Origin of the sequence: Streptomyces hygroscopicus subsp. hygroscopicus (assembly GCF_030269125.1) — a bacterium.
Lineage (GTDB): Bacteria > Actinomycetota > Actinomycetes > Streptomycetales > Streptomycetaceae > Streptomyces > Streptomyces hygroscopicus_C.
The window spans coordinates 735,546-758,112 of sequence record NZ_BSSM01000002.1; the positions used below are offsets into that span (position 1 = coordinate 735,546).

20 protein-coding genes are annotated in these 22,567 nt (G+C 73.5%); 2 read left to right on the top strand and 18 right to left on the bottom strand.

What is annotated here, in order from left to right; genetic code table 11:
- Positions 1-27 precede the first annotated feature (27 nt).
- From QSK45_RS07805 to hrcA, 16 genes are all read right to left on the bottom strand, one after another.
- Entirely contained in the window at positions 28-1,047 is a 1,020-nt protein-coding gene (locus tag QSK45_RS07805) for a S66 family peptidase (protein ID WP_285554541.1), read from the bottom strand.
- A 40-nt stretch (positions 1,048-1,087) separates the two neighbouring features.
- Positions 1,088-1,447 (bottom strand): MmcQ/YjbR family DNA-binding protein, encoded by a 360-nt coding sequence (locus tag QSK45_RS07810; protein WP_285554543.1) that lies wholly within the window; start codon positions 1,445-1,447, stop codon positions 1,088-1,090.
- The gene (locus tag QSK45_RS07815; RefSeq protein WP_285554544.1) at positions 1,444-2,739 is read right to left on the bottom strand and encodes a hemolysin family protein; all 1,296 of its coding nucleotides are present in this window, start codon (positions 2,737-2,739) and stop codon (positions 1,444-1,446) included. The genes QSK45_RS07810 and QSK45_RS07815 overlap by 4 nt, the downstream gene beginning before the upstream one ends.
- 9 nt (positions 2,740-2,748) lie before the next feature.
- The gene (ybeY, locus tag QSK45_RS07820) at positions 2,749-3,246 is read right to left on the bottom strand and encodes an rRNA maturation RNase YbeY (RefSeq protein ID WP_285554546.1); all 498 of its coding nucleotides are present in this window, start codon (positions 3,244-3,246) and stop codon (positions 2,749-2,751) included.
- 10 nt (positions 3,247-3,256) lie between these two features.
- Positions 3,257-4,336, bottom strand: a complete 1,080-nt coding sequence (locus QSK45_RS07825; RefSeq protein WP_285554547.1) for a PhoH family protein — start codon at positions 4,334-4,336, stop codon at positions 3,257-3,259.
- 151 nt (positions 4,337-4,487) lie between these two features.
- The gene (locus QSK45_RS07830; protein ID WP_285554548.1) at positions 4,488-5,630 is read right to left on the bottom strand and encodes a carbohydrate kinase family protein; all 1,143 of its coding nucleotides are present in this window, start codon (positions 5,628-5,630) and stop codon (positions 4,488-4,490) included.
- Positions 5,631-5,902: 272 nt separating this feature from the next.
- Entirely contained in the window at positions 5,903-6,892 is a 990-nt protein-coding gene (locus QSK45_RS07835; RefSeq protein WP_285554549.1) for an adenosine deaminase, read from the bottom strand.
- Positions 6,893-6,912: 20 nt separating this feature from the next.
- Entirely contained in the window at positions 6,913-7,818 is a 906-nt protein-coding gene (locus tag QSK45_RS07840) for a ribonuclease Z (RefSeq protein WP_285554551.1), read from the bottom strand.
- A gap of 6 nt (positions 7,819-7,824) precedes the next feature.
- Entirely contained in the window at positions 7,825-8,178 is a 354-nt protein-coding gene (locus QSK45_RS07845) for a histidine triad nucleotide-binding protein (protein ID WP_285554553.1), read from the bottom strand.
- Positions 8,179-8,277: 99 nt separating this feature from the next.
- A complete protein-coding gene (locus QSK45_RS07850) occupies positions 8,278-11,487 on the bottom strand; it encodes a S41 family peptidase (protein WP_490993512.1) in 3,210 nt (1,069 codons plus the stop codon).
- A gap of 45 nt (positions 11,488-11,532) precedes the next feature.
- A complete protein-coding gene (locus tag QSK45_RS07855; RefSeq protein WP_285554555.1) occupies positions 11,533-12,066 on the bottom strand; it encodes a hypothetical protein in 534 nt (177 codons plus the stop codon).
- Between the two features lie 110 nt (positions 12,067-12,176).
- Positions 12,177-12,569 carry a VOC family protein gene (locus QSK45_RS07860; protein ID WP_285554556.1) on the bottom strand — a complete coding sequence of 131 codons (393 nt, stop codon included), beginning with the start codon at positions 12,567-12,569 and terminating at the stop codon, positions 12,177-12,179.
- Between the two features lie 19 nt (positions 12,570-12,588).
- Positions 12,589-13,335 (bottom strand): 16S rRNA (uracil(1498)-N(3))-methyltransferase, encoded by a 747-nt coding sequence (locus QSK45_RS07865; RefSeq protein ID WP_285554557.1) that lies wholly within the window; start codon positions 13,333-13,335, stop codon positions 12,589-12,591.
- Positions 13,332-14,420: a nitronate monooxygenase gene (locus QSK45_RS07870; RefSeq protein WP_285554558.1), complete on the bottom strand. Its 1,089-nt coding sequence runs from the start codon at positions 14,418-14,420 to the stop codon at positions 13,332-13,334. The genes QSK45_RS07865 and QSK45_RS07870 overlap by 4 nt, the downstream gene beginning before the upstream one ends.
- A 121-nt stretch (positions 14,421-14,541) precedes the next feature.
- Positions 14,542-15,678, bottom strand: a complete 1,137-nt coding sequence (gene dnaJ, locus QSK45_RS07875) for a molecular chaperone DnaJ (RefSeq protein WP_285554559.1) — start codon at positions 15,676-15,678, stop codon at positions 14,542-14,544.
- Positions 15,679-16,695: a heat-inducible transcriptional repressor HrcA gene (gene hrcA, locus QSK45_RS07880; protein ID WP_285554560.1), complete on the bottom strand. Its 1,017-nt coding sequence runs from the start codon at positions 16,693-16,695 to the stop codon at positions 15,679-15,681.
- A gap of 162 nt (positions 16,696-16,857) precedes the next feature.
- Between hrcA and QSK45_RS07885 the strand changes: the two genes are divergently transcribed.
- Together QSK45_RS07885 and QSK45_RS07890 are read left to right on the top strand one after the other, a co-directional pair.
- On the top strand, positions 16,858-17,580 hold the full coding sequence (locus QSK45_RS07885) for an MBL fold metallo-hydrolase (protein ID WP_285554561.1): 723 nt from the start codon (positions 16,858-16,860) through the stop codon (positions 17,578-17,580).
- A gap of 34 nt (positions 17,581-17,614) precedes the next feature.
- Complete coding sequence (locus QSK45_RS07890) at positions 17,615-18,475, top strand: DUF3097 domain-containing protein (RefSeq protein ID WP_490993513.1); 861 nt, start codon at positions 17,615-17,617, stop codon at positions 18,473-18,475.
- Here QSK45_RS07890 and hemW read toward each other — a convergent pair whose 3' ends face one another.
- Entirely contained in the window at positions 18,476-19,708 is a 1,233-nt protein-coding gene (gene hemW / locus QSK45_RS07895) for a radical SAM family heme chaperone HemW (protein ID WP_285554563.1), read from the bottom strand. It lies immediately after the preceding gene.
- A gap of 1,018 nt (positions 19,709-20,726) precedes the next feature.
- Positions 20,727-22,526, bottom strand: coding sequence for a SpoIIE family protein phosphatase (locus tag QSK45_RS07900; RefSeq protein ID WP_285554673.1), 1,800 nt, complete (start codon positions 22,524-22,526; stop codon positions 20,727-20,729).
- Positions 22,527-22,567: the final 41 nt, after the last annotated feature.

A 22,567-nucleotide genomic window follows, 5' to 3' on the forward strand; every position in this document is an offset into this window, starting at 1 on the left:
GCTCGGCACCCGGTCCGGGGGCTGACCTCAGTCCAGGGTCTGGACGATCTCGCTGCGCGCGGCCGTGTGCACCACACGGCCGCGCGCGCCGTTGACCAGCGGGAGGTGCGGCGCGACATGCCCGCACTCGACGTCCGCGATGATCGGCACGCCCAGCGGTCCGAGCGCGTCGAGGACGGCCTCGCGCTGGGTGAGGGTGGGGCTGTCCGGGGCGTTGGTACGGCCGACGAGCACGGCGGCGGCCCGGTCGAAGAACCCGGCCAGGCGCAGACCGTGCAGATGGCGGCAGATGGTGAAGGCGTTGTCCTCGCACGCCTCGACGTAGACCAGCAGCGGCTCGTCCCCGGCGAACCGGGAGGTGTCGAGGTACCGGCTGCCGGCGAGCGGGGCGACGGTCTCGACGCACCCGCCGATCAGCCGCCCCTCGACGTCCACGTCCCCGTCGCCGTCGAGCCGGGTCCAGCCGCCCTGGCCGTCCAGGGTGAGGTCGCGGATCTCCGGGTCGCGGGTCCAGTCGTCCCAGCCGCCGGTGCGGTACCGGCCGGGCGGGATCTGGGCGAACGGCTCCCCCTGGGGCGCCGCCACGACGTCCAGCCAGGACACCAGCCCCTCGGGCACCCGGTACGGGGTGTCCATGAGGTTGTTTCCGTGCACGGTCGCGACCCCGGTCAGCAGGGTCAGCGGGGTGAGCACGGTGGACATGTCCGAGTAGCCGACGACCCAGGTCGGCTCGGCCCGGCCGATCGCCTCGAAGTCCAGGTGGGGCATCAGGTCGATCGCCGTCTCACCGCCCCACGGCGGCACCACGGCCCGGATCGTCGGGTCGGTCAGCATGTCCGTCAGCTCGGCGGCGCGTTCGGCGGCCGGGGCGCTGACGTGGGTGGTGCCGTCCATGCACCGGCCGACGACGACCTCGTGGCCGCGCGCCTCGATCTCCTTGATCGCGACGTCGAGGCGCGGCCGGAGGGGCCCTGCCACACCCGAGGAGGGGGAGGTCACGCCGATACGGTCACCGGGGCGCAGGGGGCGCGGGTATCGAATGGTCATACGGGATGCTTTCGAACTCGCCCGCCCCGGGGCAACGCGATTACGGCCGGTCCAGCCGCAGCCGCTCCGCCCTCGGCAGCCCGGCGACGACGAGGTCGTACGAGTCCTCGATCAGCTCGCGCAGCAGCTTGTCCGGCAGGCCGCCGTCGGCGGTGACGGTGTTCCAGTGCCGCTTGTTCATGTGCCAGCCGGGGACGATCAGGCCCGGGTGGTCGGCGCGCAGCCGCAGCGCGTCCTCCGGGTCGCACTTGAGGTTGACCGTCAGGGGCCGCGTGTCCAGGCCCGTGAGGGCGAACATCCTGCCCAGCACCTTGAAGACCGAGGTCTCCGGGTTGAAGGGGAAGTCCTCCACGGCCGCGTTGAAGGACAGGCAGAAGGCGCGCAGCTCCTCCGGGGTCACTCCGGCTTCTCCTCCCCGGCGGACGCGGCGGGTTCCACCAGCACGGTGACGATCTTGTTGCGGCGGCCGGCGGAGGACTCCGCCGTGAGCTTCAGCCGCCGCTCGTCGGGCAGTTCGACCTCGGCATGGGCGCCGGCGATCGGAACGCGGCCGAGGGCCTTGGCCAGCAGTCCGCCGACGGTCTCCACGTCCTCGTCGTCGTACTCCTCCAGGCCGTACAGCTCGCCGAGATCGGTGATGTCCAGGCGGGCGGTGACCCGGAAGCGCCCGTCGCCGAGGTCGACCACGGGCGGCAGTTCACGGTCGTACTCGTCGGTGATCTCGCCGACGATCTCCTCGAGGATGTCCTCGATGGTGACGATGCCCGCGGTACCGCCGTACTCGTCGATGACGACGGCGACGTGGTTGCGCTCCTTCTGCATCTCGCGCAGCAGGTCGCCGGCGTTCTTGGTGTCGGGCACGAAGACCGCCGGACGCATGGCCGTCGACACCAGGTCGCTTTCGGCGTCCCGGCTGATGTGCGTCTTGCGGACCAGGTCCTTCAGATACACGATGCCGACGATGTCGTCCTCGCTCTCACCGGTGACCGGGATCCGGGAGAACCCGGAGCGCAGGGCGAGGGTGAGGGCCTGCCGGATGGTCTTGAACCGCTCGATGGTCACCAGGTCGGTGCGCGGCACCATGACCTCGCGCACCAGGGTGTCGCCCAGCTCGAAGACGGAGTGCACCATGCGGCGCTCCTCGTCCTCGATCAGCGACTCCTTCTCGGCGAGGTCGACCAGCGCGCGCAGCTCCGCCTCGGAGGCGAACGGGCCGTGCCGGAAGCCCTTGCCGGGGGTGAGCGCGTTGCCGAGGAGGATCAGCAGTGAGGGGATCGGGCCCATCACCCGGGCCAGCGGCACCAGGACGTACGCGGCGGCGGTCGCGGTGTTCAGCGGGTGCTGGCGTCCGATGGTGCGCGGGGAGACGCCGACGGCGACGTACGACACCAGGACCATCACGGCGATGGCGACCAGCAGGGCCTGCCAGGTGGCGGGGAACTCCTCCAGGCAGGCGTAGGTGACCAGGGCCGCGGCCGCCATCTCGCAGGCGACGCGGACCAGGAGGGCCACGTTGAGGTAGCGGGTGGGGTCGGCGGCGATCTGCGCCAGCTTGGCGCCGCCGCGCCGCCCGGACTTCACGGCCTCCTCGGCCCGGAAGCTGGAGACCCGGGCCAGGCCCGCCTCCGCGCAGGCGGCGAGCCAGGCGACGACGACCAGCGCGATCGCGCCGATCACGATCTGCGGGGACATACGGCCGGCTTACGAGACGGTCGGCGCCGGGGAGGGCCCGGTCAGGCCGTGCTCGGCCCGCCAGCCGTCCACGATGGCGGCCTGGAGCCCGAACATCTCGGCCTTCTCGTCGGGCTCCTCGTGGTCGTACCCCAGCAGGTGCAGCACGCCGTGGACGGTGAGCAGCTGGAGCTCCTCGTCCATGGAGTGCTGCGTCGGGGCGTCCGCCCCCTGCTTGGCGGCCACCTCCGGGCACAGCACGATGTCGCCGAGCAGCCCCTGCGGGGGCTCCTCGTCGTCCTTGCCCGGCGGGCGCAGCTCGTCCATCGGGAAGGACATGACATCGGTGGGGCCGGGCAGGTCCATCCACTGGATGTGCAGCTGCTCCATGGCGTCGGCGTCCACGACGATCACCGACAGCTCGGAGAGCGGGTGGATGCGCATCCGCGCGAGCGCGTAGCGGGCGATGTCGAGGATCGCCTGCTCGTCGACCTCGGTGCCGGATTCGTTGTTGACGTCGATCGACATGCTCGCCGGTCTACTTCCCCTTGGTGCCCTTGGCGCCGGTTCTGACACGGCCGCCCTTGTGGGTGCCGTTCTCGGTGCCGTTCTTGCTGTCGTACTTCTCGTACGCGTCGACAATACGGCCCACCAGCTTGTGCCGTACGACATCGTGGGACGACAGCCGGGAGAAGTGCACGTCCTCGACGCCCTCCAGGATCTCCTGGACCTGGCGCAGACCCGACTTCTGCCCGTTCGGCAGGTCGACCTGCGTCACGTCACCCGTGATCACGATCTTCGAGTCGAAGCCGAGGCGGGTGAGGAACATCTTCATCTGCTCGGGGCTCGTGTTCTGGGCCTCGTCCAGGATGATGAAGGCGTCGTTGAGCGTGCGGCCGCGCATGTACGCCAGCGGGGCGACCTCGATCGTCCCGGCGGCCATCAGCTTCGGGATGGAGTCCGGGTCGAGCATGTCGTGCAGCGCGTCGTACAGCGGGCGCAGGTAGGGGTCGATCTTCTCGTAGAGCGTGCCGGGCAGGAAGCCCAGCCGCTCGCCGGCCTCGACCGCGGGCCGGGTGAGGATGATCCGGTTGACCTGCTTGGACTGGAGGGCCTGGACGGCCTTGGCCATGGCCAGGTAGGTCTTGCCGGTACCGGCGGGGCCGATGCCGAAGACGACCGTGTGCTTGTCGATCGCGTCGACATAGCGCTTCTGGTTGAGGGTCTTGGGGCGGATGGTGCGGCCGCGCGAGGACAGGATGTTCTGCGTCAGCACCTCGGCCGGGGTCTCCGAACCGTCGTTCGTACCGTTCTCGCTCGCCTTGAGCATGGCGATCGAGCGTTCCACTGCGTCCTCCGTCATCGGCTGCCCGGTGCGGAGCACCAGCATCATCTCGTCGAACACGCGGGAGATCAGGGCGACGTCGACCGGGTCGCCCACCGCGCTGATCTCATTGCCCCGGACATGGATGTCGGCCGCCGGGAAGGCCCTCTCGATCACACGCAGGAGGGAGTCGCCGGAACCCAGAACGGTCACCATGGGGTGCTGGGCGGGGACGGTGAGCTGCGCTCTCGCCTGCTCCTGCGCGGGGGTGTGAGCTGTGGGTGTCTGTGTCATGGGCCGGCGCGAAGGCCTTGCGCTTCCTCCTGATCACGACCGCACAACGCAGGGCGGCCTCGTCGCTGTCCAGGGTACGCCGGACGACGTACAAGCCTGTAGGACTTTTCCACCGGTCCGGGCCGCGCGTCCGGCCGCGGTCGTCCGCCGGTCAGCTGGAGCGCCGGAAGCCGATCGTCGGCACCGCCCGGCGCAGCGGCCAGGGGCGGTCCAACTCCCTGGGGACCAGTCCGTCGAGGAAGGCGTACCGCCGCAGCGCCATCGGGTCCTGGCCCGGCAGGGACTGCACCCGGCGCCACCACGCGCCGATCTCCGACCACCCCGGTGCCGACAGCGATCCCCCGAACTCCTGCACCGACAGCGCCGCCGTGAGGCCCGCGAAGGCCAGCCGGTCCGCCAGGGGCCAGCCCGCCAGGGAGCCCGTCACGAAGCCGGCCACGAAGACGTCGCCCGCGCCCGTGGGGTCCAGCGCCTGCACCGCGATCGCCGGGACCTCGGCGGCCTCGCCGGTCCGGCGGTCGACGGCGTACGCGCCCTCGGAGCCCAGCGTCACCACCGCCACCGGCACGTACTCGGTGAGCGCGTGCGCGGCGAGCCGGGGGCAGTCGGCGCCGGTGTACCGCTTCGCCTCCTCCGCGTTGGGCAGGAACGCCTCGCAGTGTTCGAGGTCGGGCAGCCCCGCGAGGTCCCACGCGCCCGTCTCGTCCCAGCCGACGTCGGCGAAGATCCGTGTCCCCTCGCGCGCCGCCTGGGCGATCCAGGGGGCCCGGCGGCCCGGCGTGAGGGAGGCGACCGCGGCCCTGGCGCGGGGCGGGCAGTCGGGGGCCGGCTCCTCCGGCGGCGGCTCGTGCCCGTGCGAGACCATCGTCCGCTCGCCCTCGTACGCCATGGACACCGTCACCGGTGAGTGCCAGCCGGGCACCGTCCGCGACGGCGTGAGGTCGATCCCCTCGCCCTGTTCCAGCGCGTCCCAGCAGTACTCCCCGTAGTGGTCGTCCCCGAACGCGGCCGCGAGCGAGGTCCGCAGCCCGAGCCGGGCCAGCGCGCTGGCCATGTTGGCGACCCCGCCGGGGCTGGACCCCATGCCCCGCGCCCAGGACTCCGTGCCGCGCACGGGCGCCGAGTCGAGGCCGGTGAAGATGATGTCGAGGAAGACGGTGCCCGTGAGATAGACGTCCCAGGGCGGGTCCCCGGGCGCCCGCCGGGCGGCGAGCGGATCGACCTGGGCCTGGCGGTGCCCCGCCGGGGTGAGGTGCTCGGGTTCCTCTCCGGTGAGGGTGTGCGACGAGGTCACGGTGCGCTCCCTGGTGTGCGGGTCTGGCCAGTGTGCACCACGGCGGTCACCGCGCACGGGCATACGGCCGGGTCCGCGAACGGGAAAGAGCCCCGCCCCGCGCATCGCGGGACGGGGCTCACCTTGAGCGCCGGGCAGGCCTTGCACCTGCATTTCCCCGCAGGAAGCGGGGCGTCTTTCCTTGGACCACCAACGCACTGTCCGGCTACCGGAGTTCCGGCGGCCTCGACATGATCAATCATAGCCCATGCCGGGACCCCGTCCGGACACGCTCAGAACGCGTACGCGTCCACCTCGGCCAGGTACCGGGCGCGGCGTTCCTCGTCGTCCTCCAGGAAGGAGGCGAGGAAGGAGTTGCGGGCCAGCTCGCGCAGCCGCTCCTCGGTCAGCCCGAGACTCTCGCGCACGGCCCGGAAGTTGTCCTCGGCGTACCCGCCGAAGTAGGCCGGGTCGTCGGAGTTGACGGTGCACAGCAGCCCGGCGTCCAGCATGGCCGGCAGCGGGTGGTCGGCCAGGGTGTCCACCGCGCGCAGCCGGACGTTGGACAGCGGGCACAGGGTGAGCGGGATCCGCTCCCGCACCAGCCGCTCGACCAGCGCGGGGTCCTCCATGCAGCGCAGCCCGTGGTCGACGCGCTCGACGCCGAGCAGGTCCAGGGCCTCGGCGATGTACTCCGGCGGCCCCTCCTCGCCGGCGTGCGCCACCCGGCGCAGCCCGAGCGCGGCGGCGGCCTCGTACACCTCGCGGAACTTCACCGGCGGGTGCCCGACCTCGGCGGAGTCGAGGCCGATGCCGGTGATCCGGTCCAGGTAGGGTCGGGCTGCGTCGAGGGTCTCCAGCGCGGAGTCGGCGGACTCGTCGCGCAGGAAGCACATGATGAGCTTCGTGGAGATGCCGTGGTTCTCCTCGCTGCGGCCGAGCGCCCGCCACAGCCCCTCCACGACGGTGCCCATGTCCAGGCCCCGGGCCAGGTGGGCCTGCGGGTCGAAGAAGATCTCCGCGTGCCGCACCCCCTGGGTCGCGGCGCGGGCCAGATAGGCGTCGGCGAGGTCCTCGAAGTCCCGCTCGGTGCGCAGGACGGCCATCAGCTCGTAGTACAGGTCCAGGAAGGACTGGAGGTCCTCGAACCGGTACGCCTCGCGCAGTTCGTCCGTGTCGGCGTAGGGCAGCTTCACGCCGTTGCGGGCGGCCAGCTCGAAGGCGAGGTCCGGCTCCAGGGTGCCTTCGATGTGGAGGTGCAGTTCTGCTTTGGGGAGGGGCATCAAAGCATCGTACGGCGCGTTCACCGACGTTTCGGAACCGGCACTCGCTGAAGGTCGTACGCCACCGTCAGCTCACCCTCGAAGCCGGCGGCCCGCGCCTGCCGCTCGAACTCCCCGGGTTCGGAGTACCGCTGGCTGAAGTGGGTGAGCACGAGGTGCCGCACTCCCGCCTCCCTCGCCACCGCCCCCGCCTGCCCGGCCGTCAGGTGCCCGTGTTCCGCCGCCAGTTCCCGGTCCTCGTCCAGGAAGGTGGACTCGATGACGAGCAGGTCGCAGCCCTCGGCGAGCGCGTGGACGCCCTCGCAGAGCCGGGTGTCCATGACGAACGCGAACCGCTGTCCGCGCCGTACCTCGCTGACCTCCTCCAGCGTCACGTCCCCGAGCCGTCCCTCGCGCTGGAGCACGCCCACGTCCGGGCCCTTGATCCCGTGCGCGGCGAGCCGCTCGGGCAGCATCCGGCGGCCGTCGGGCTCGGTGAGCCGGTAGCCGTACGACTCCACCGGGTGCGACAGCCTGCGGGCCTCCAGGGTGTACGACGGCGTCACCGCGAGGGTGCCGTCGGCGGCCACCGGGGCCTCGGTGACGCCCACGGTCTCCCGGTACGCGGTGGCGTACCGCAGCCGGTCGAAGAAGCGCTGCCCGGAGGCCGGGTAGTGCGCGGTGACCCGGTGCGGCACCTGGTCCAGGTTGATCCGCTGGATGATCCCGGCGAGGCCGAGGCAGTGGTCGCCGTGGAAGTGGGTGACGCACAGGCGGTTCAGGTCGTGCGCGGCGGCCCCGGCGCGCAGCATCTGGCGCTGGGTGCCCTCGCCGGGGTCGAAGAGGATGCCCTCGCCGTCCCAGCGCAGCAGGTAGCCGTTGTGGTTGCGGTGCCGGGTCGGGACCTGGCTGGCGGTGCCCAGCACCACGAGTTCACGGACGGACACGGCGGACTATCCGGGCGGCCACTCGAGGCCACGGCCGCCGAGCACGTGCCCGTGGGCGTGCCAGACGGTCTGGCCCGCGCCGGTTCCGGTGTTGAAGACGACGCGGTAGCTGTCGAGCTTCTCCTCGTCGGCCACGGCCTGGGTCTCGCGCAGCACGTCCGCCGCGATCTGGGGGGCGCCGGCGGCGAGCGCGGCGACATCCCGGTAATGGACCCTGGGGATCACCAGGATGTGCGTGGGCGCCTGGGGGTTGATGTCCCGGAAGGCGATGGTGGTGTCCGTCTCGCGGACGATCGTGGCCGGGATGTGGCCCGCGACGATTTTGCAGAACAGGCAGTCGTCCTGCGGTTCTCCAGCCATTTCGCGTGCGCTCGCTTTCGCCGGGATGCGTGTACGGGGGGCATCGTAGTCGTTCGGGTGCGGGTGGGTCGTGGGGTGCTCGCGTGGTCCCCCGCGCCCTTAAGTCGGCAGCGCCGGAGGCGTTTTCGCCGGTACCGCCTCCAATGCCGCCAATGCCAGCCTTATCGCCTCGTCCAACTGCGTATCCGCACCCCTCGCCCAGTCCTGCGGGGTCTGTACGACCTCCACGTCCGGGTCGACGCCGTGGTTCTCCATGGTCCAGCCGGGACCCTCCAGCCACATGGCGTACTTGGGCTGGGTGACCAGGGTGCCGTCGACGAGGCGGTAGCGGCTGTCGATGCCGATGACGCCGCCCCAGGTGCGGGTGCCGACGACGGGGCCGATGCCGAGGGCCCTGATGGCGGCGTTGACGATGTCGCCGTCGGAGCCGGAGAACTCGTTGGCGACGGCGACGACGGGGCCGCGCGGGGCGTGCTGGGGGTAGCTGAAGGGGCGCCGGCCGCGGGGAAGGTCCCAGCCGATGATGCGGCGGGCCAGTTTCTCCACGACGAGTTGGGAGGTGTGGCCGCCCCGGTTCTCGCGCACGTCCACGATCAGGCCCTCGCGGGCGACCTCGACGCGCAGGTCGCGGTGGATCTGGGCCCAGCCGGGGGCCTGCATGTCGGGGACGTGCAGGTAGCCGAGGCGGCCGTCGGAGCGCTCGTGGACATGGGCGCGGCGGTCGGCGACCCAGGCGTGGTAGCGCAGGGGTTCCTCGTCGGCGAGCGGGACGACCACGACGTGCCGGGGGTCGCCGCCGGCCGCGGGCGAGACGGTGAGTTCGACGGGGCGTCCGGCCGTGCCGGTGAGCAGGGGGCCGGGTCCGGTCACCGGGTCGACGGGGTGGCCCGAGACGGCGAGGATCGCGTCCCCGGGGCGGACGGCGACGCCGGGCGCGGCGAGCGGGCTGCGGGCGTCCGGGTCCGAGGTCTCCGAGGGCAGGATGCGGTCGACGCGCCAACTCCCGTCCTCGTGGCGGGAGATGTCGGCGCCGAGCAGGCCCTGGCGGGGGCCGCCGCCGTAGCCGCCGCGGGGGATGACGTAGGCGTGCGAGGTGCCGAGTTCGCCGTGCACCTCCCACAGCAGGTCCACGAGGTCGTCGTGGGTGGCGAGGCGGTCGAGGACGGGGCGGTAACGGTCGAGGACGCCGTCCCAGTCGATGCCGCCGAGGTCGGGACGCCAGAAGTTGTCGCGCATGAGGCGGCCGGTCTCGTCGTACATCTGCCGCCACTCGGCGGCGGGGTCGACGGTCTGCCGGATGCGGCCGAGGTCGACGGTGATGTTGGAGTCGCTGTCCTCGTCGGAGGAGGCGCGCCGGTCGCTGGGTACGACCTTGAGCTTGCCGTCGGTCCACAGCAGGACCCGCTTGCCGTCGCCGCTGACCTCGAAGTGGTCGGCGTCGGCGGAGAGGTGTTCCAGGCGCTGCTGGGCGAGGTCGTAGCGCTCCAGTTCGGTGCTGGGGTCGGCCTCGTCGGGGGTGGCGCGGGTGGTGCCGAGGACACCGTGCAACGGGTGCCGCAGCCACAGGACGCCGTCCTTGGCCGCGCGCAGGTTGCCGTAGCGGGCGGCCTCGACCGGGAAGGGCACGATGCGGTCGGCGAGCCCGTCGAGGTCGATCCGGGTGGCGGGCACGCCCTCGCTGTCGGGGGTCTCCTCCTTGTCGGAGGTCTCGAACGGGCGGCCGTGGCGCTGGGGCCCGAACGGGGAGGGGGTGGTCGCGGCGAGCGTGATCAGGTAGGGGCGGGTGCCCTCCACGAAGGCCAGGTCGAAGACGTGCTCGTCGTAGACCGGGTCGAAGGAGCGGTTGGAGAGGAAGGCGAGGTGCTTGCCGTCGAGGGTGAAGGCGGGCGCGTGGTCCTGGAAGCGCAGCGGCGTGGCCTCGCTGACGGTCAGGTCGGTGGTGTGCGCGAGGCGCAGCTGGCACAGCGGGCGGGGGCCGGGGTGGGTCCAGGCGAGCCAGGCGGAGTCGGGCGAGAAGGTGAGGTCGCGGACGTCGCCGTCCTCGCTGCGGTCGACCTCGCGGACCTCGCCGGTCTCCCGCTCGACCAGCAGCAGCCGGCCGTCGTGGGCGGCGACGGCGGCGCGGCTGCCGTCGGGGGCCATGGCGAGTTCCAGGACCCGGCCGAGGCGTCCGGCGGCGAGCCGGCGCGGGGTGGCGCCGAGGGCGGGGCCGGTGGCGGGGGCGAACTCCAGGGCGTCCTCGCCCTCGGCGTCGGTGACCCAGACGACCCATTCCTCGCCGTCGGCACGGAAGGTGCGGGGCAGCCGGGTGCGGACGCCGGGTTCGGCGGCGAGCGCGCGGACCGGACCGGAGCGGTGGGTGACCCAGTGGACCGTGCCGCGCAGGCCGACGGCACTGCCGCGGGCGGTGTGGTCGGGGGCGGCCGAGCCGAACCAGCGGGAGGCGTTCACCTGGAAGGGCTGGAGGTCGACGCGGGGGCCGCCGAGGCGGACGTCCAGGGGGCGGGGGGCGGCGCCGTCGAGGTCGTCCAGGAGCCAGAGCCGGCCGGCGCTGGAGTAGACGACGCGGGTGCCGTCACCGGCGGCGTGGCGGGCGTAGAAACCGTCGAGGGGAGTGTGCCTGCGCAGGTCGGAGCCGTCGGCGCGGGAGGAGTAGAGGGCGCCGGTGCCCTCGTGGTCACAGAGGAAGGCGATGCGGTCGCCGACCCAGAGGGGGTACTCGATGTTCCCGTCGAGTTCCTCGTGCAGCCGGACGAACCGCCCCTCCCCCTCCCGGTCGATCCACAGCTTGCCGGCGGTGCCGCCGCGGTAGCGCTTCCACCAGGCGGCCTCGCGGCCCATCGGGGCGGACAGCAGGACGGGGTGCGGGCCGTGGGCGACCTCGCCGACGGGGCCGTACGGGAGGGTGGTGGCGGGTCCGCCGTCGAGGGGGACGGCGCGGGCCCAGGTGCGGCGCAGGCTGGGCTGGCCGGTGGTGCTCAGCGCGAGGACGTGGCCCTCGGGGGTCCAGCCGCGGACCTGGGTCCTCCAACTGCCCCAGTAGGTGAGGCGTTTGGCGGGGCCGCCGGCGACGGGCGCGATGTGCACCTCGGGGGCGCCGTCGCGGGTCGAGGTCCAGGCGAGGGTGGTGCCGTCGGGCGAGATGCGGGGATGGTTCACCGGGACGTTGTCGGCACTGGCCCGCCAGGCGCGGCCTCCGTCGAGGGGGGCCAGCCACACGTCGTCCTCGGCGACGAAAGTCACCAAGTCGCCGTGCAGGTGCGGGAATCGGAGGTAGCCGGAGGTTCCTGTCGAAGCGCCCTGAGTCACCCCGTCACCTTACGCAGTGGCCGCCGTGCGCGTGCCCATTTCCGATCACTTGCCCTGCACGGGCAGGCAGACGGGATCGTTCGGGCACCAGACGGTCCGGGTGACGGTGACCGTCACCGCGGGCCGCGGGCCGACGGTCGGGTAGCCGGGCGGGCGGTACGTGGGCCCCGACGCGGCGTCGCAGTCGCCGAGCCCGCTGACGTGGAACACCTGCTTCCCCCCGACCCTGGCCCGCAGATCGCCCCGCACACAGGCCCCGCTCACGGCCCGCGTCACCTCGCCATCGACGGTGATCCTCCGCCGGTCCCGGGTCTCCCCCCGGCAGTCGACGGAGACGACGGCGGTCTCCCCCGGCGAGGGCGTCGCGCCGGTCCCGCCGCCCGAGTCACCGGTGCAGTTGAGCCAGCCGACGTCCACATGCGCCTGTTCCAGCCGGGCGGTGGCGGTCGTCCCGGTGGTGTAGGCGACACTCGCCGACCCGAGCACATCCGGCTGACACGCCACGAGGGCCCCACCGGCCGCGACGACGATCCCGGCGACGACGGTCACCCGCGGTCGAATCCACATGAATGCCCCCATGCACGGCAGCGTGCCACCGCACGGGGGCGGACGGAAGCCCGTGCACGGCCACTCACCCGTTCGGCGGGCCGGGTCGTCCGAAGCGGCCCGTGCCGGGGGGCGGTTGCCGCTCAGCCCCGCAGCAGCAACCACTCCTGGAGTTCCACCAGGTTGTCCTCCGGGTCCTTGAGGTGGGCGACACGCATGCGGTCGGTCAGGGGGGTCGGGGGCTGGAGGAGGGTGGCGCCGCGGGAGGTGATGTCGGCGCAGTAGGCGTCGAGGTCGTCGACGCGCAGGACGACCAGGGAGCGGTGGCCGTCGGCGGGGGCGGCGAGTTCGGGGAGGAGTTCGGCCATCATGGCGCGGTCCTGGAGGGCGATGCCGGCGGACCCGGCGTGGGGGCTGAACTTCTCGTAGGGGCCCTCGGTCGCACCGGACTGCGGCTTCAGGCCGAGGACGTCGGCGTAGAAGCGGTAGCAGGCCGCGAAGTCGGTGACGAGGAGCCGTACTTGGGCGAGTTCCATGGTGTCCCCCGGACGATGTTCAGGACCAGCGGCCGGTGCGGCCCAGCAGGAGGGCCGCGGCGGCGGTGCCGGCGGTGGATGTACGCATCACGCTCGGCCCGAGGACGTACGCCTTCGCGCCCGCCTCCTCGAAGAGCGCCAACTCGTCGCGGGAGACGCCCCCTTCGGGCCCCACGACCAGCACGATATCGCCGTCGGCGGGGAGTTCGGCCGTGGCCAGCGGCTCGCTGGCGTGCTCGAAGTCGGAGTGCAGCACCCCGGCGAAGTCGGCCTCGGCCAAGAGCGCCGCCACCTGCTTGGTGGTCGCCGCCTCCGCGACCTGCGGGAAACGCACCCGCCGCGACTGCTTGCCGGCCTCGCGCGCCGTGGCCCGCCACTTGCCGAGCGCCTTGAGCCCCCGCTCGCCCCTCCACTGCGTGATGCAGCGCGCGGCCTGCCACGGCACGATCGCGTCGACCCCGACCTCGGTCATCGTCTCGACGGCCAGCTCCCCCCGGTCCCCCTTGGGCAGCGCCTGCACCACCGTGATCCGGGGCCGCGGCGCGGGCTCCTCGGACACCTCCGGCATCCGTACGACCAGCCGGTCCTTGCCCTCGCTGCCGAGCACCTCGCACACCGCGTAGCGCCCCGCGCCGTCGGTGAGCACGACCTCCTCGCCGGCCTCCAGACGCTTGACCGAGACCGCGTGCCGGCCCTCGGGACCGTCCAGGACGTAGCGGTCGCCGTCCGGGGTGAAGTCCGGTACGACGAAGACGGGCGCGGTCATCGCTGTCCACCACCGATCACGGGACGTTCGGCCAACCGGGCACGGGCCTCGGCGAGTTCTGCGACCAGTACCTCCACCAGGCGTGCGGCGGGCAGTTCCCGGGCCAGCCGGTGGCCCTGGCCCGCCCACAGCGCCATGCCCTGCGCGTCCCCGGCCTTCGCGGCGGCCTTGCGCAGCGGCGCGGTGAGGTGGTTGATCTCCGGGTAGGCGGCGGGCGCGTACGGCCCGTGCTCGCGCAGGAAGCGGTTGACCAGGGCGCGCGCCGGACGGCCGGTGAACGCGCGGGTGGTCTCCGTGCGCGCGAACAGGGGGTTGGTCAGCGCCTGCTTGTGCACCTCGGGCGCACCGGACTCGGGGGTGGCGAGGAAGGCGGTGCCCAGTTGGGCGGCGCTCGCGCCCGCCGCGAGGACGGCGGCGATCTGGGCGCCGCGCATGATGCCGCCCGCGGCGACGACCGGGAGGCGGACGGCCTCGCGGATCTGCGTGATCAGGGACAGCAGGCCGATGCCGGTGCCGTCGTTCTCCGCGATGTCCCGGTGCGTGCCCTGGTGGCCGCCGGCCTCCACGCCCTGGGCGATCACCGCGTCCGCCCCGGCCCGCTCCACGGCGACGGCCTCCTCGGCGGTGGTGGCGGTGACCAGCGTGACGGTGCCGGCCCGCCGCAGCCGCTCCAGCGCCTCCCGGCTCGGCACGCCGAAGTGGAAGGAGACCGCGGGCACCGGGTCGTCCAGGAGCACCGCGAGCTTGGCGTCGTAGCCGTCGTCCCGGCCGCTGTCCGGATCGCCCAGCTCGGTCTCGTACCAGGCGGCCTCGCCGGCGAGCTGGTGGGCGTAGACCTCGACCGCGCCGCTCTCCGCGTACTCCGGCTGCGGCATGAACACATTGACGCCGAAGGGACCGTCGGTGAGGCTCCGCAGCCGCTTGATCTCCTGGTACATGCCGTCGGCCGTCTTGTACCCGGCGGCCAGGAACCCGAGCCCGCCGGCCCCGCCCACGGCCGCGACCAGCTCCGGCACGGAGACGCCGCCGGCCATGGGGGCCTGCACGATCGGGTGACGGAGAAGATCGGTCAGTGCGGAGGACATGACCGCATGGTGTCACGTCCCCCGAACAAGTCCGAATCGGGTGCCGGTCTCGGCATATACCGCGCGCACCTGCGCTTCCCGGCAGGTGGCCGGGCCGGGGGGCGCGCCCCCGGCTCACCCGTCAGCGTCCGTTGAACGCGTCCTTCAGCCGCGAGAACAGGCCCTGCTGACCCGGCTGGAACTGGCCCTGCGGCCGCTCCTCGCCCCGCAGCTTGGCCAGCTCGCGCAGCAGTCGCTCCTGCTCCGGGTCCAGCTTCGTCGGCGTCTGCACCTCGACGTGCACGATCAGGTCGCCCCGGCCGCCGCCCCGCAGATGCGTGACGCCCCGGCCGTGCAGCGGGATCGACTGCCCGGACTGCGTACCCGGCCGGATGTCGACCTCCTCCAGGCCGTCCAGCGTCTCCAGCGGCACCTTCGTGCCGAGCGCAGCCGCGGTCATCGGGATCGTCACCGTGCAGTGCAGGTCGTCGCCGCGCCGCTGGAACGTGGAGTGCGGCAGCTCGTGGATCTCGACGTACAGGTCACCGGCCGGACCGCCACCGGGCCCGACCTCGCCCTCACCGGCGAGCTGGATCCGCGTGCCGTTGTCGACACCGGCCGGGATCTTCACGGTCAGCGTGCGACGCGAGCGGACCCGCCCGTCCCCGGCGCACTCCGGGCACGGCGTGGGGACCACGGTCCCGAAGCCCTGGCACTGGGGGCACGGCCGTGAGGTCATGACCTGGCCCAGGAAGGACCGGGTGACCTGCGAGACCTCACCGCGGCCGCGGCACATGTCACACGTCTGCGCCGACGTGCCGGGCGCCGCGCCCTCGCCGTTGCAGGTGTTGCAGACGACCGCCGTGTCGACCTGGATGTCCTTGGTCGTCCCGAAGGCCGCCTCGTCCAGCTCGACCTCGATCCGGATCATCGCGTCCTGGCCGCGCCGGGTGCGCGAGCGCGGCCCGCGCTGCGACGCCGTACCGAAGAACGCGTCCATGATGTCGGAGAAGTTGCCGAAGCCACCGGCCCCGAAGCCGCCCGCGCCGGCGCCGCCGGACTGCGAGAGGGGGTCCCCGCCGAGGTCGTAGACCTGCTTCTTCTGCGGGTCCGACAGCACCTCGTAAGCGGCGTTGATCTCCTTGAACCGCTCCTGGGTCTTCGGATCCGGGTTGACGTCCGGGTGCAGCTCGCGCGCGAGCCGCCGGAACGCCTTCTTGATCTCATCCTGCGACGCGTCGCGGCGCACGCCGAGAACGGCGTAGTAGTCCGTGGCCACTTACGACTCCGCCAGGATCTGTCCGACGTACCGTGCCACTGCGCGTACCGCTCCCATCGTTCCCGGGTAGTCCATGCGGGTCGGTCCGACCACGCCGAGCTTGGCAACCGCCTCGCCGCCCGAACCGTAGCCCACCGACACCACGGAGGTTGAGTTGAGTCCTTCGTGGGCGATCTCGTGCCCGATGCGCACGGTCATGCCCGGATCCTTCGCCTCGCCGAGGAGCTTGAGGAGCACGACCTGCTCCTCGAGGGCCTCCAGGACGGGCCGGATCGTGAGGGGGAAGTCGTGTCCGAAACGGGTGAGATTGGCGGTGCCGCCGATCATCAGCCGCTCCTCGTTCTCCTCGACCAGTGTCTCCAGAAGGGTGGAGAGCACCGTGGAGACCGTACCGCGATCCTCGTGTTCGAAGGCGTCCGGCAGGTCCTCGACCAGCGTCGGCACGTCCGCGAACCGGCGGCCCGCGACCCGGCTGTTGAGCCGCGCGCGCAGGTCCGCGAGGGACGCCTCGCCGAACGGCGCCGGGCAGTCGACCATCCGCTGCTCGACCCGGCCGGTGTCCGTGATCAGCACGAGCATCACGCGCGCGGGGGCGAGCGCGAGCAGTTCCACGTGCCGCACGGTGGACCGGGTCAGGGACGGGTACTGCACGACGGCGACCTGCCGGGTCAGCTGCGCGAGCAGCCGTACCGTACGCGCCACGACGTCGTCGAGGTCGACGGCGCCGTCCAGGAAGTTCTGGATCGCGCGCCGCTCGGGCGCGGTCATCGGCTTGACGCCGGCGAGCTTGTCGACGAACAGCCGGTAGCCCTTGTCGGTGGGGATGCGCCCCGCGCTGGTGTGCGGCTGCGCGATGTACCCCTCGTCCTCCAGGGCCGCCATGTCGTTGCGTACGGTCGCCGGGGACACGCCGAGGCTGTGCCGCTCGGTCAGGGCCTTGGACCCGACCGGCTCCTCGGTGCCGACATAGTCCTGGACGATGGCGCGCAGCACCTGAAGCCTGCGTTCACTCAGCATTCGCGCGCACCTCCAGCATGTCGTCCCCTCGTTCCCTCGGTTGTCCGCCTTGGCACTCTTCGCATGTGAGTGCCAGCGTTCCCCGGCCCAGTGTACGGCCGTGGGGTACACACAGGGCAAGGTCGGTGCCCCTGCTGCCGCTCCTGCGGTTAGCGTCGCGGTATGACGGTGACTTGGGAAGAGCGCGGATGGCAGCGGCTGGCCGCCGGGGTGGGGCGGTGCCGGCTGCCGGGCTGGGACTGCACGGCCGGGCTGGTCCTGGGCGCGGGCACGGCGCTCATGGTGGACGCCGGGTCGAGCCTCGCGGAGGGGGCGCGGCTGCGGTCCGCGGCCGAGGCGCTCGCCGGTGGACGTGTGACCCATCTCGCGCTGACCCATGTCCATTTCGACCATGTCTTCGGGGTCCCGGCGTTCGCGGGGGCCGCGGTGTACGCGGCGGTGGGGGCGGACGCGGTGTTCCGCCGCGGGCGGGACGAGCTGCGGCACGACGCCGTCCACCACGGGCTCCCGGCGGAGGAGGCCGAGGAGGCGGCGCTGGCGCTGGTGCCGCCGCGGCACCTGGTCTCCGGGGAGCGCACCCTGGACCTGGGACCGGGCCGGCAGGTGCTGCTGGCCAACGTCGGTCCCGGACACACCGCCCATGACCTGGTCGTTCTGGTGCCGGGCGATCCGGAGGTGGTGTTCTGCGGCGACCTGGTGGAGGAGTCGGGGGAGCCCCAGGCGGGGCCGGACGCCGTACCGTCGCGCTGGCCGGACGCGCTGGACCGGCTGCTGGCGCTGGGCGGCGAGGACGCGTTGTACGTGCCCGGTCACGGCGCGGTGGTCGACGCGGCGTTCGTACGACGTCAACGGGACGCGTTGGCCGCGCGTTTCGGCGTGTCCTGAGCGCCGCCCCGCCGCTTCTCCTATCGTCATCCGAATGCGCCCACCCGTCTCCCGCCACCGCCCTTCCGCCGAGGGTCCTTCGGGCCCGCGCCCTCGCCTGTACTCCCCCGACCTGACTCCTGGCTGGAAGAAGCCACGGCCGGTGCCGGAGGTGCCCGCCGAGCCGGGGCTCGTCGTGGAGGAGCCCGGCACCGGGTTCTGCGGGGCGGTGATCCGCTGCGAGGCGGGCACGGTGACCCTGGAGGACCGCTTCGGCAGACACCGCGTGTTCCCGCTGGAGCCGCGCGGTTTCCTGCTGGAGGGCCGGGTGGTCACGCTCGTACGACCCGCCTGCGGACCGGAGCGGCCCACCCGCACCGCCTCCGGCTCGGTCGCCGTCCCCGGGGCCCGCGCCCGGGTGGCGCGGGCCGGCCGCATCTACGTCGAGGGCCGGCACGACGCCGAGCTGGTCGAGAAGGTGTGGGGCGACGACCTGCGCGTCGAGGGCGTGGTCGTGGAGTACCTGGAGGGTGTGGACGATCTCCCCTCGATCGTCGCCGACTTCTCCCCCGGCCCGGACGCCCGCCTCGGCGTCCTCGTGGACCACCTCGTCCCGGGCACGAAGGAGTGGCGCATCGCGCAGTCCGTGACCAGCGAGCACGCCCTGGTGGTCGGCCACCCCTACATCGACGTGTGGGAAGCGGTGAAACCCGCCTCCCTGGGCATCGCGCGGTGGCCTCGGGTGCCCCGCGGCCAGGACTGGAAGACGGGCGTGTGCCGCGCCCTGGGCTGGCCCTCGGACAACACCGGCGCGGTGTGGCAGGCGATCCTGAAGCGGGTGAACTCCTACAAGGACCTGGAGCCCGAGCTGCTGGGGCGGGTGGAGGAGCTGATCGATTTCGTCACGGGCGCGTGATCAGTCCACCAGGTCCCGGACGACCGCGTCCGCGAGCAGCCGCCCCCGCAGGGTGAGGACGGCACGGCCCCCGTCGTACGGGCCGGCGTCCAGGAGGCCGTCGGACAGCGCGCGGCGGGAGGCCGCGAGGCCCTGCTCCTTCAGGAGGGACAGCGGGACGCCCTCGCGCAGGCGCAGCTCCAGCAGGACGCGTTCGACGCGGCGGTCCTCGGCGGACAGCACCTCGCGGCCGGCGCCCGGCGAGCGGCCGGAGGCGAGGGCGGAGGCGTAGGCGCCGGGGTGCTTCACGTTCCACCAGCGCACGCCGCCCACGTGGGAGTGGGCGCCGGGGCCCGCGCCCCACCAGTCGGCGCCGCGCCAGTACAGCTCGTTGTGCAGGCAGCGGCCGGCCTCGGAGGTGGCCCAGTTGGAGACCTCGTACCAGGAGAAGCCCGCGGCGCGGAGGGTCTCCTCGGCGATCAGGTAGCGGTCGGCGTGGACGTCGTCGTCGGTCATCGGGACCTCGCCCCGGCGGATCCGGCGCGCGAGCTGCGTGCCCTCCTCCACGATGAGCGCGTAGGCGCTGACGTGGTCGGGGCCCGCGCCGATCGCGGCGTCCAGGGAGGCCCGCCAGTCGTCGTCGCTCTCGCCCGGGGTGCCGTAGATCAGGTCGAGGTTCACGTGGTCGAAGCCCGCCGCGCGGGCCTCCGCCACGCATGCCTCGGGCCGGCCTGGGGTGTGGGTGCGGTCGAGGATCTTCAGCACGTGCTGCCGGGCGCTCTGCATCCCGAAGGAGATCCGGTTGAAGCCGCCCTCCCGGAGCGCCGCGAGGTAGGCCGGGTCGACCGACTCCGGGTTCGCCTCCGTGGTGACCTCGGCGTCCGGCGCGAGCCCGAACTCGTCCCGGATCGCCGCCAGCATCCGTACGAGGTCCCCGGCGGCCAGCAGCGTGGGCGTACCGCCGCCGACGAAGACCGTGCGCACCGGACGCGGGTCGGCACCGAGCACCTTGCGGGCGAGCCGCACCTCGTCGACGAGCGTCCTCGCGTAGTTGTCGCGCGAGGCCAGTACCCCGCCCGTGCCGCGCAGCTCGGTCGCGGTGTACGTGTTGAAGTCGCAGTACCCGCAGCGGGTCGCGCAGTACGGAACGTGCAGATAGAAACCGAGCGGACGCTCCCCCGCCCCGTCGAACGCGTGCGCGGGCAGCGCACCGTCCTCGGGCACGGGCTCACCGTCGGGGAGTGCGGAAGGCATACGCCCATTGTCCAGCACGGGAGGAGAGCCCTGGTCGCGGAGCGCGGCGGGGGCGGGGGGCGACGGGAGTGGCGGGAGCGGCGCGAGCGGCACGAGCGGCGCAAGTGGCAGGAGTGACGGAAGACCTAGAGCGGCCGGAGCGGCGCAAGTGGCCGGAGTGGCGGGAGTGGCGGGCGTGGCGGGAGTGGCGGGCGGCGTAAGTGGCCGGAGTGGCGGAGTGAACCTCTACCGGCGCAAGTGGCCGGAGCGGCGAAAGCGGCGCAAGTGGCCGGAGCGGCGAAAGCGGCCGGAGCGGCCGGAGCAGGCGGGACCGGCGGGACTGGCGGAAGCGGCCGGAGCGACGGAAGCGGCGCGGCGGCCGGAGCGGCCGGAGCGGCCGGAGCGGCCGGAGCGGCCGGAGCGCCAACCCCGTTCCGCGCCGCCGGGCACGGGCAACCACCACGCAAGGGGCCCCCGGGAGCGAAGGCCGTCCGCGACCGCCGCACGAAGGCCATCACGGACCGCCCGGCGCGCACACCGGCCCGGACCACCGCCCACCACGCCCGGCCCCGGCACCCACCCCCAGCACCGGACCGCCCCCGCCGCCCGCCCCACCCCCGGCACGGGACCGCCCCCGCCGCCCGCCCCGCCCCACGCACGAGCCGCCCCCGGCCGCGTGACACCGGGGCTGGGGCCGCCCGTCGTCGGCCACCGGCGCGGGGGCGGAGACAGTCCCCGACCGCCGGTCACCGAGGCCGCCCGCGCCGCCGGGCCCCGGTCGCCGCCGAAGGCGGGCAGCGGGATCTGCGGGTTGCCGTTCTGTCGTCGCCCGGCCCGTCCGGGCACGAGGTCGCCGCCCGCCGCCGGTCCGCCGAGTGCCGGGACGACCGCGCCGAGGCCGCCCCCGTCGCCGCCGAAGGCGGGCGGGCCGACGTACCGCGGCAGCCCCCGCCCGGCACCCCGCACCGAGAACCCGGGCACACCGGACCGGCGACGAGACCGAGGCCCTCGCTCGTTCGGCGACGCCGGCCCCGTCTCCTCACCCCGCCTGGAGCACCAGCAGGGCCAGGTCGTCCTCCGGAGGGGCCTCGCCGAAGGTGTGGACCAGGTGGCGGATCCTTTCGGCGATCTCGTCGGCGGTGAGGCCGGCGCAGGAGGCGAGGGCGGCGGCGAGGCCGTCGGCGTCGTCGAACTGGCGGGAGCCGCAGCGGCGTTCGGTCACGCCGTCGGTGACGCACAGCAGGCTGTCGCCGGGCCCGAGGTCGAGGGTCTCGCTGGTGTAGGTCTCGTCCTCGACCACCCCGAGCAGCGTCTGCGGACGGGCCGCGGTGCGCACCGTGCCGTCGGGGCCGAGGACGAGCGGCAGCGGGTGTCCCGCGGAGGCGAGGGTGCAGCGGACCCCGCCGTCGTACGGGGTCAGCTCGCCGTAGAGGAGGGAAAGGAAGCGCGTCTGCGGGCCCTCCCCTCGGCCGTCCGCGGCGACCAGGGCACGCGCCGCGGCGTCGGCGGCCTCCGTGGCGTCGTCCAGGAGGAGCTGGTTGAGCCGGTCGAGGACGTCGGCGACCCGGTACCCCTCGCGGGCGAGGAGCCGCAGCCAGGGGCGCGCCAGCCCGATCACGACCGCCGCCTCCGGGCCCTTGCCCTGCACGTCGCCGATCGCGAAGCACCAGCGGCCGTCGCCCGCCGGGAACAGGTCGTAGAAGTCGCCGCTGGGGCCGCCACTCCTGTCGCACGGCTCGTAGACCAGCGCGCTGCTCATCCCGGGGATCTCCGCGACCGCGTCCGGCAGCAGACCGCGCTGGAGCACGGCGCTGATGGTGGCCTGGCGGGCGTACTGCCGGGCCGCGCCGATGGCGAGCGCCACCCGGCGGGCCAGATCCTCCACCAGGCCGGTGATCTCGTCGGGGAAGCGTTCCAGCCCGCACCGCCCGATGACCAGCGTGCCGAGCGGCCGCCCGCCCGCGACCAGCCGGTACGCCAGCGCGGTACCGTCCGCGCCCCGCGAACCGAGCGCGTCGCCGGGCCAGGGGTACGGCTCGGGCCCGAAGCCCACCGCGTCCCCGGCCCGCGGCGGCTCCTTCTCCAGGGCGAGACGCAGTTCCTCGATGCGGTTCTCGCTGGCGTGCCAGACCCGGGCGGGACCGTCGTACGACCCACCGCGCGCGGATGCCTCGTCCTCCAGCCACACCGCGCACCAGTCGGCGAGCCGGGGCACGATCAGCTGCCCGGTGAGGGCCGTGACCAGGCTCTCGTCCAGCTGGCCCGCGAGCAGGTCGGACGCCTCGGCGAGGAAGGACAGCGCGCCCCGGCCGAGCCAGTCCCGGTCGCTGGCCGCGCGCTGCGACTGCGGGGCCAGGTCCTCGGCGACCTCCAGCGCGTCCTGCGCGCCGGGGCCGGCCGACGGCTCACTGCCGCCCGGGGGCAGCCTGGCCCACACCGACTTGGCGCCGGAGCGGTAGGTGACCCCCCAGGACTCGGCGAGCGCCCCGACCAGGCGCAGGCCGCGGCCGTACTCCAGGGTGTCGTACGACGGCTCGTCCGCGGTCGCGTCCCGCGGCGGGCGGGCCGGGTGCCGGTCCCCGACCTCGATCACGAACGCGCCGTCGTCCTCCAGGCACCAGTCGAGCGATATCTCGGTGCCCGCGTGCACCACGGCGTTGGTGACCAGCTCACTGACGACCGCCATGGCGTCGTCGACGAGCCGGGGCGCCACGGGCGCCTCGGCCAGCGCTGCCCGCACCAGGTCCCGCGCGGAGCCCGGCGCGAGCGGACTGCCGGGCAGCGCGGCCTGGCCGCGCGCCCGGCCCACCGTCTCCCGCTGCGTGGGTATGGCCGCCATGTCCATGCGGCCAGGGTGACAGACAGGGGTCGCGCATAAGC

What these genes read in the sequence shown, in the direction of transcription:
- hemW (WP_285554563.1), bottom strand. Translation starts at nt 19,708, where the DNA reads ATGCCTTCCGCACTCCCCGACGGTGAGCCCGTGCCCGAGGACGGTGCG.
- QSK45_RS07870 (WP_285554558.1), bottom strand. Translation starts at nt 14,420, where the DNA reads ATGTCCTCCGCACTGACCGATCTTCTCCGTCACCCGATCGTGCAGGCC.
- QSK45_RS07900 (WP_285554673.1), bottom strand. Translation starts at nt 22,526, where the DNA reads ATGGCGGCCATACCCACGCAGCGGGAGACGGTGGGCCGGGCGCGCGGC.
- hrcA (WP_285554560.1), bottom strand. Translation starts at nt 16,695, where the DNA reads ATGCTGAGTGAACGCAGGCTTCAGGTGCTGCGCGCCATCGTCCAGGAC.
- QSK45_RS07855 (WP_285554555.1), bottom strand. Translation starts at nt 12,066, where the DNA reads ATGGGGGCATTCATGTGGATTCGACCGCGGGTGACCGTCGTCGCCGGG.
- QSK45_RS07835 (WP_285554549.1), bottom strand. Translation starts at nt 6,892, where the DNA reads ATGCCCCTCCCCAAAGCAGAACTGCACCTCCACATCGAAGGCACCCTG.
- QSK45_RS07815 (WP_285554544.1), bottom strand. Translation starts at nt 2,739, where the DNA reads ATGTCCCCGCAGATCGTGATCGGCGCGATCGCGCTGGTCGTCGTCGCC.
- QSK45_RS07860 (WP_285554556.1), bottom strand. Translation starts at nt 12,569, where the DNA reads ATGGAACTCGCCCAAGTACGGCTCCTCGTCACCGACTTCGCGGCCTGC.
- QSK45_RS07845 (WP_285554553.1), bottom strand. Translation starts at nt 8,178, where the DNA reads ATGGCTGGAGAACCGCAGGACGACTGCCTGTTCTGCAAAATCGTCGCG.
- QSK45_RS07885 (WP_285554561.1), top strand. Translation starts at nt 16,858, where the DNA reads ATGACGGTGACTTGGGAAGAGCGCGGATGGCAGCGGCTGGCCGCCGGG.
- QSK45_RS07805 (WP_285554541.1), bottom strand. Translation starts at nt 1,047, where the DNA reads ATGACCATTCGATACCCGCGCCCCCTGCGCCCCGGTGACCGTATCGGC.
- QSK45_RS07865 (WP_285554557.1), bottom strand. Translation starts at nt 13,335, where the DNA reads ATGACCGCGCCCGTCTTCGTCGTACCGGACTTCACCCCGGACGGCGAC.
- ybeY (WP_285554546.1), bottom strand. Translation starts at nt 3,246, where the DNA reads ATGTCGATCGACGTCAACAACGAATCCGGCACCGAGGTCGACGAGCAG.
- QSK45_RS07890 (WP_490993513.1), top strand. Translation starts at nt 17,615, where the DNA reads ATGCGCCCACCCGTCTCCCGCCACCGCCCTTCCGCCGAGGGTCCTTCG.
- QSK45_RS07825 (WP_285554547.1), bottom strand. Translation starts at nt 4,336, where the DNA reads ATGACACAGACACCCACAGCTCACACCCCCGCGCAGGAGCAGGCGAGA.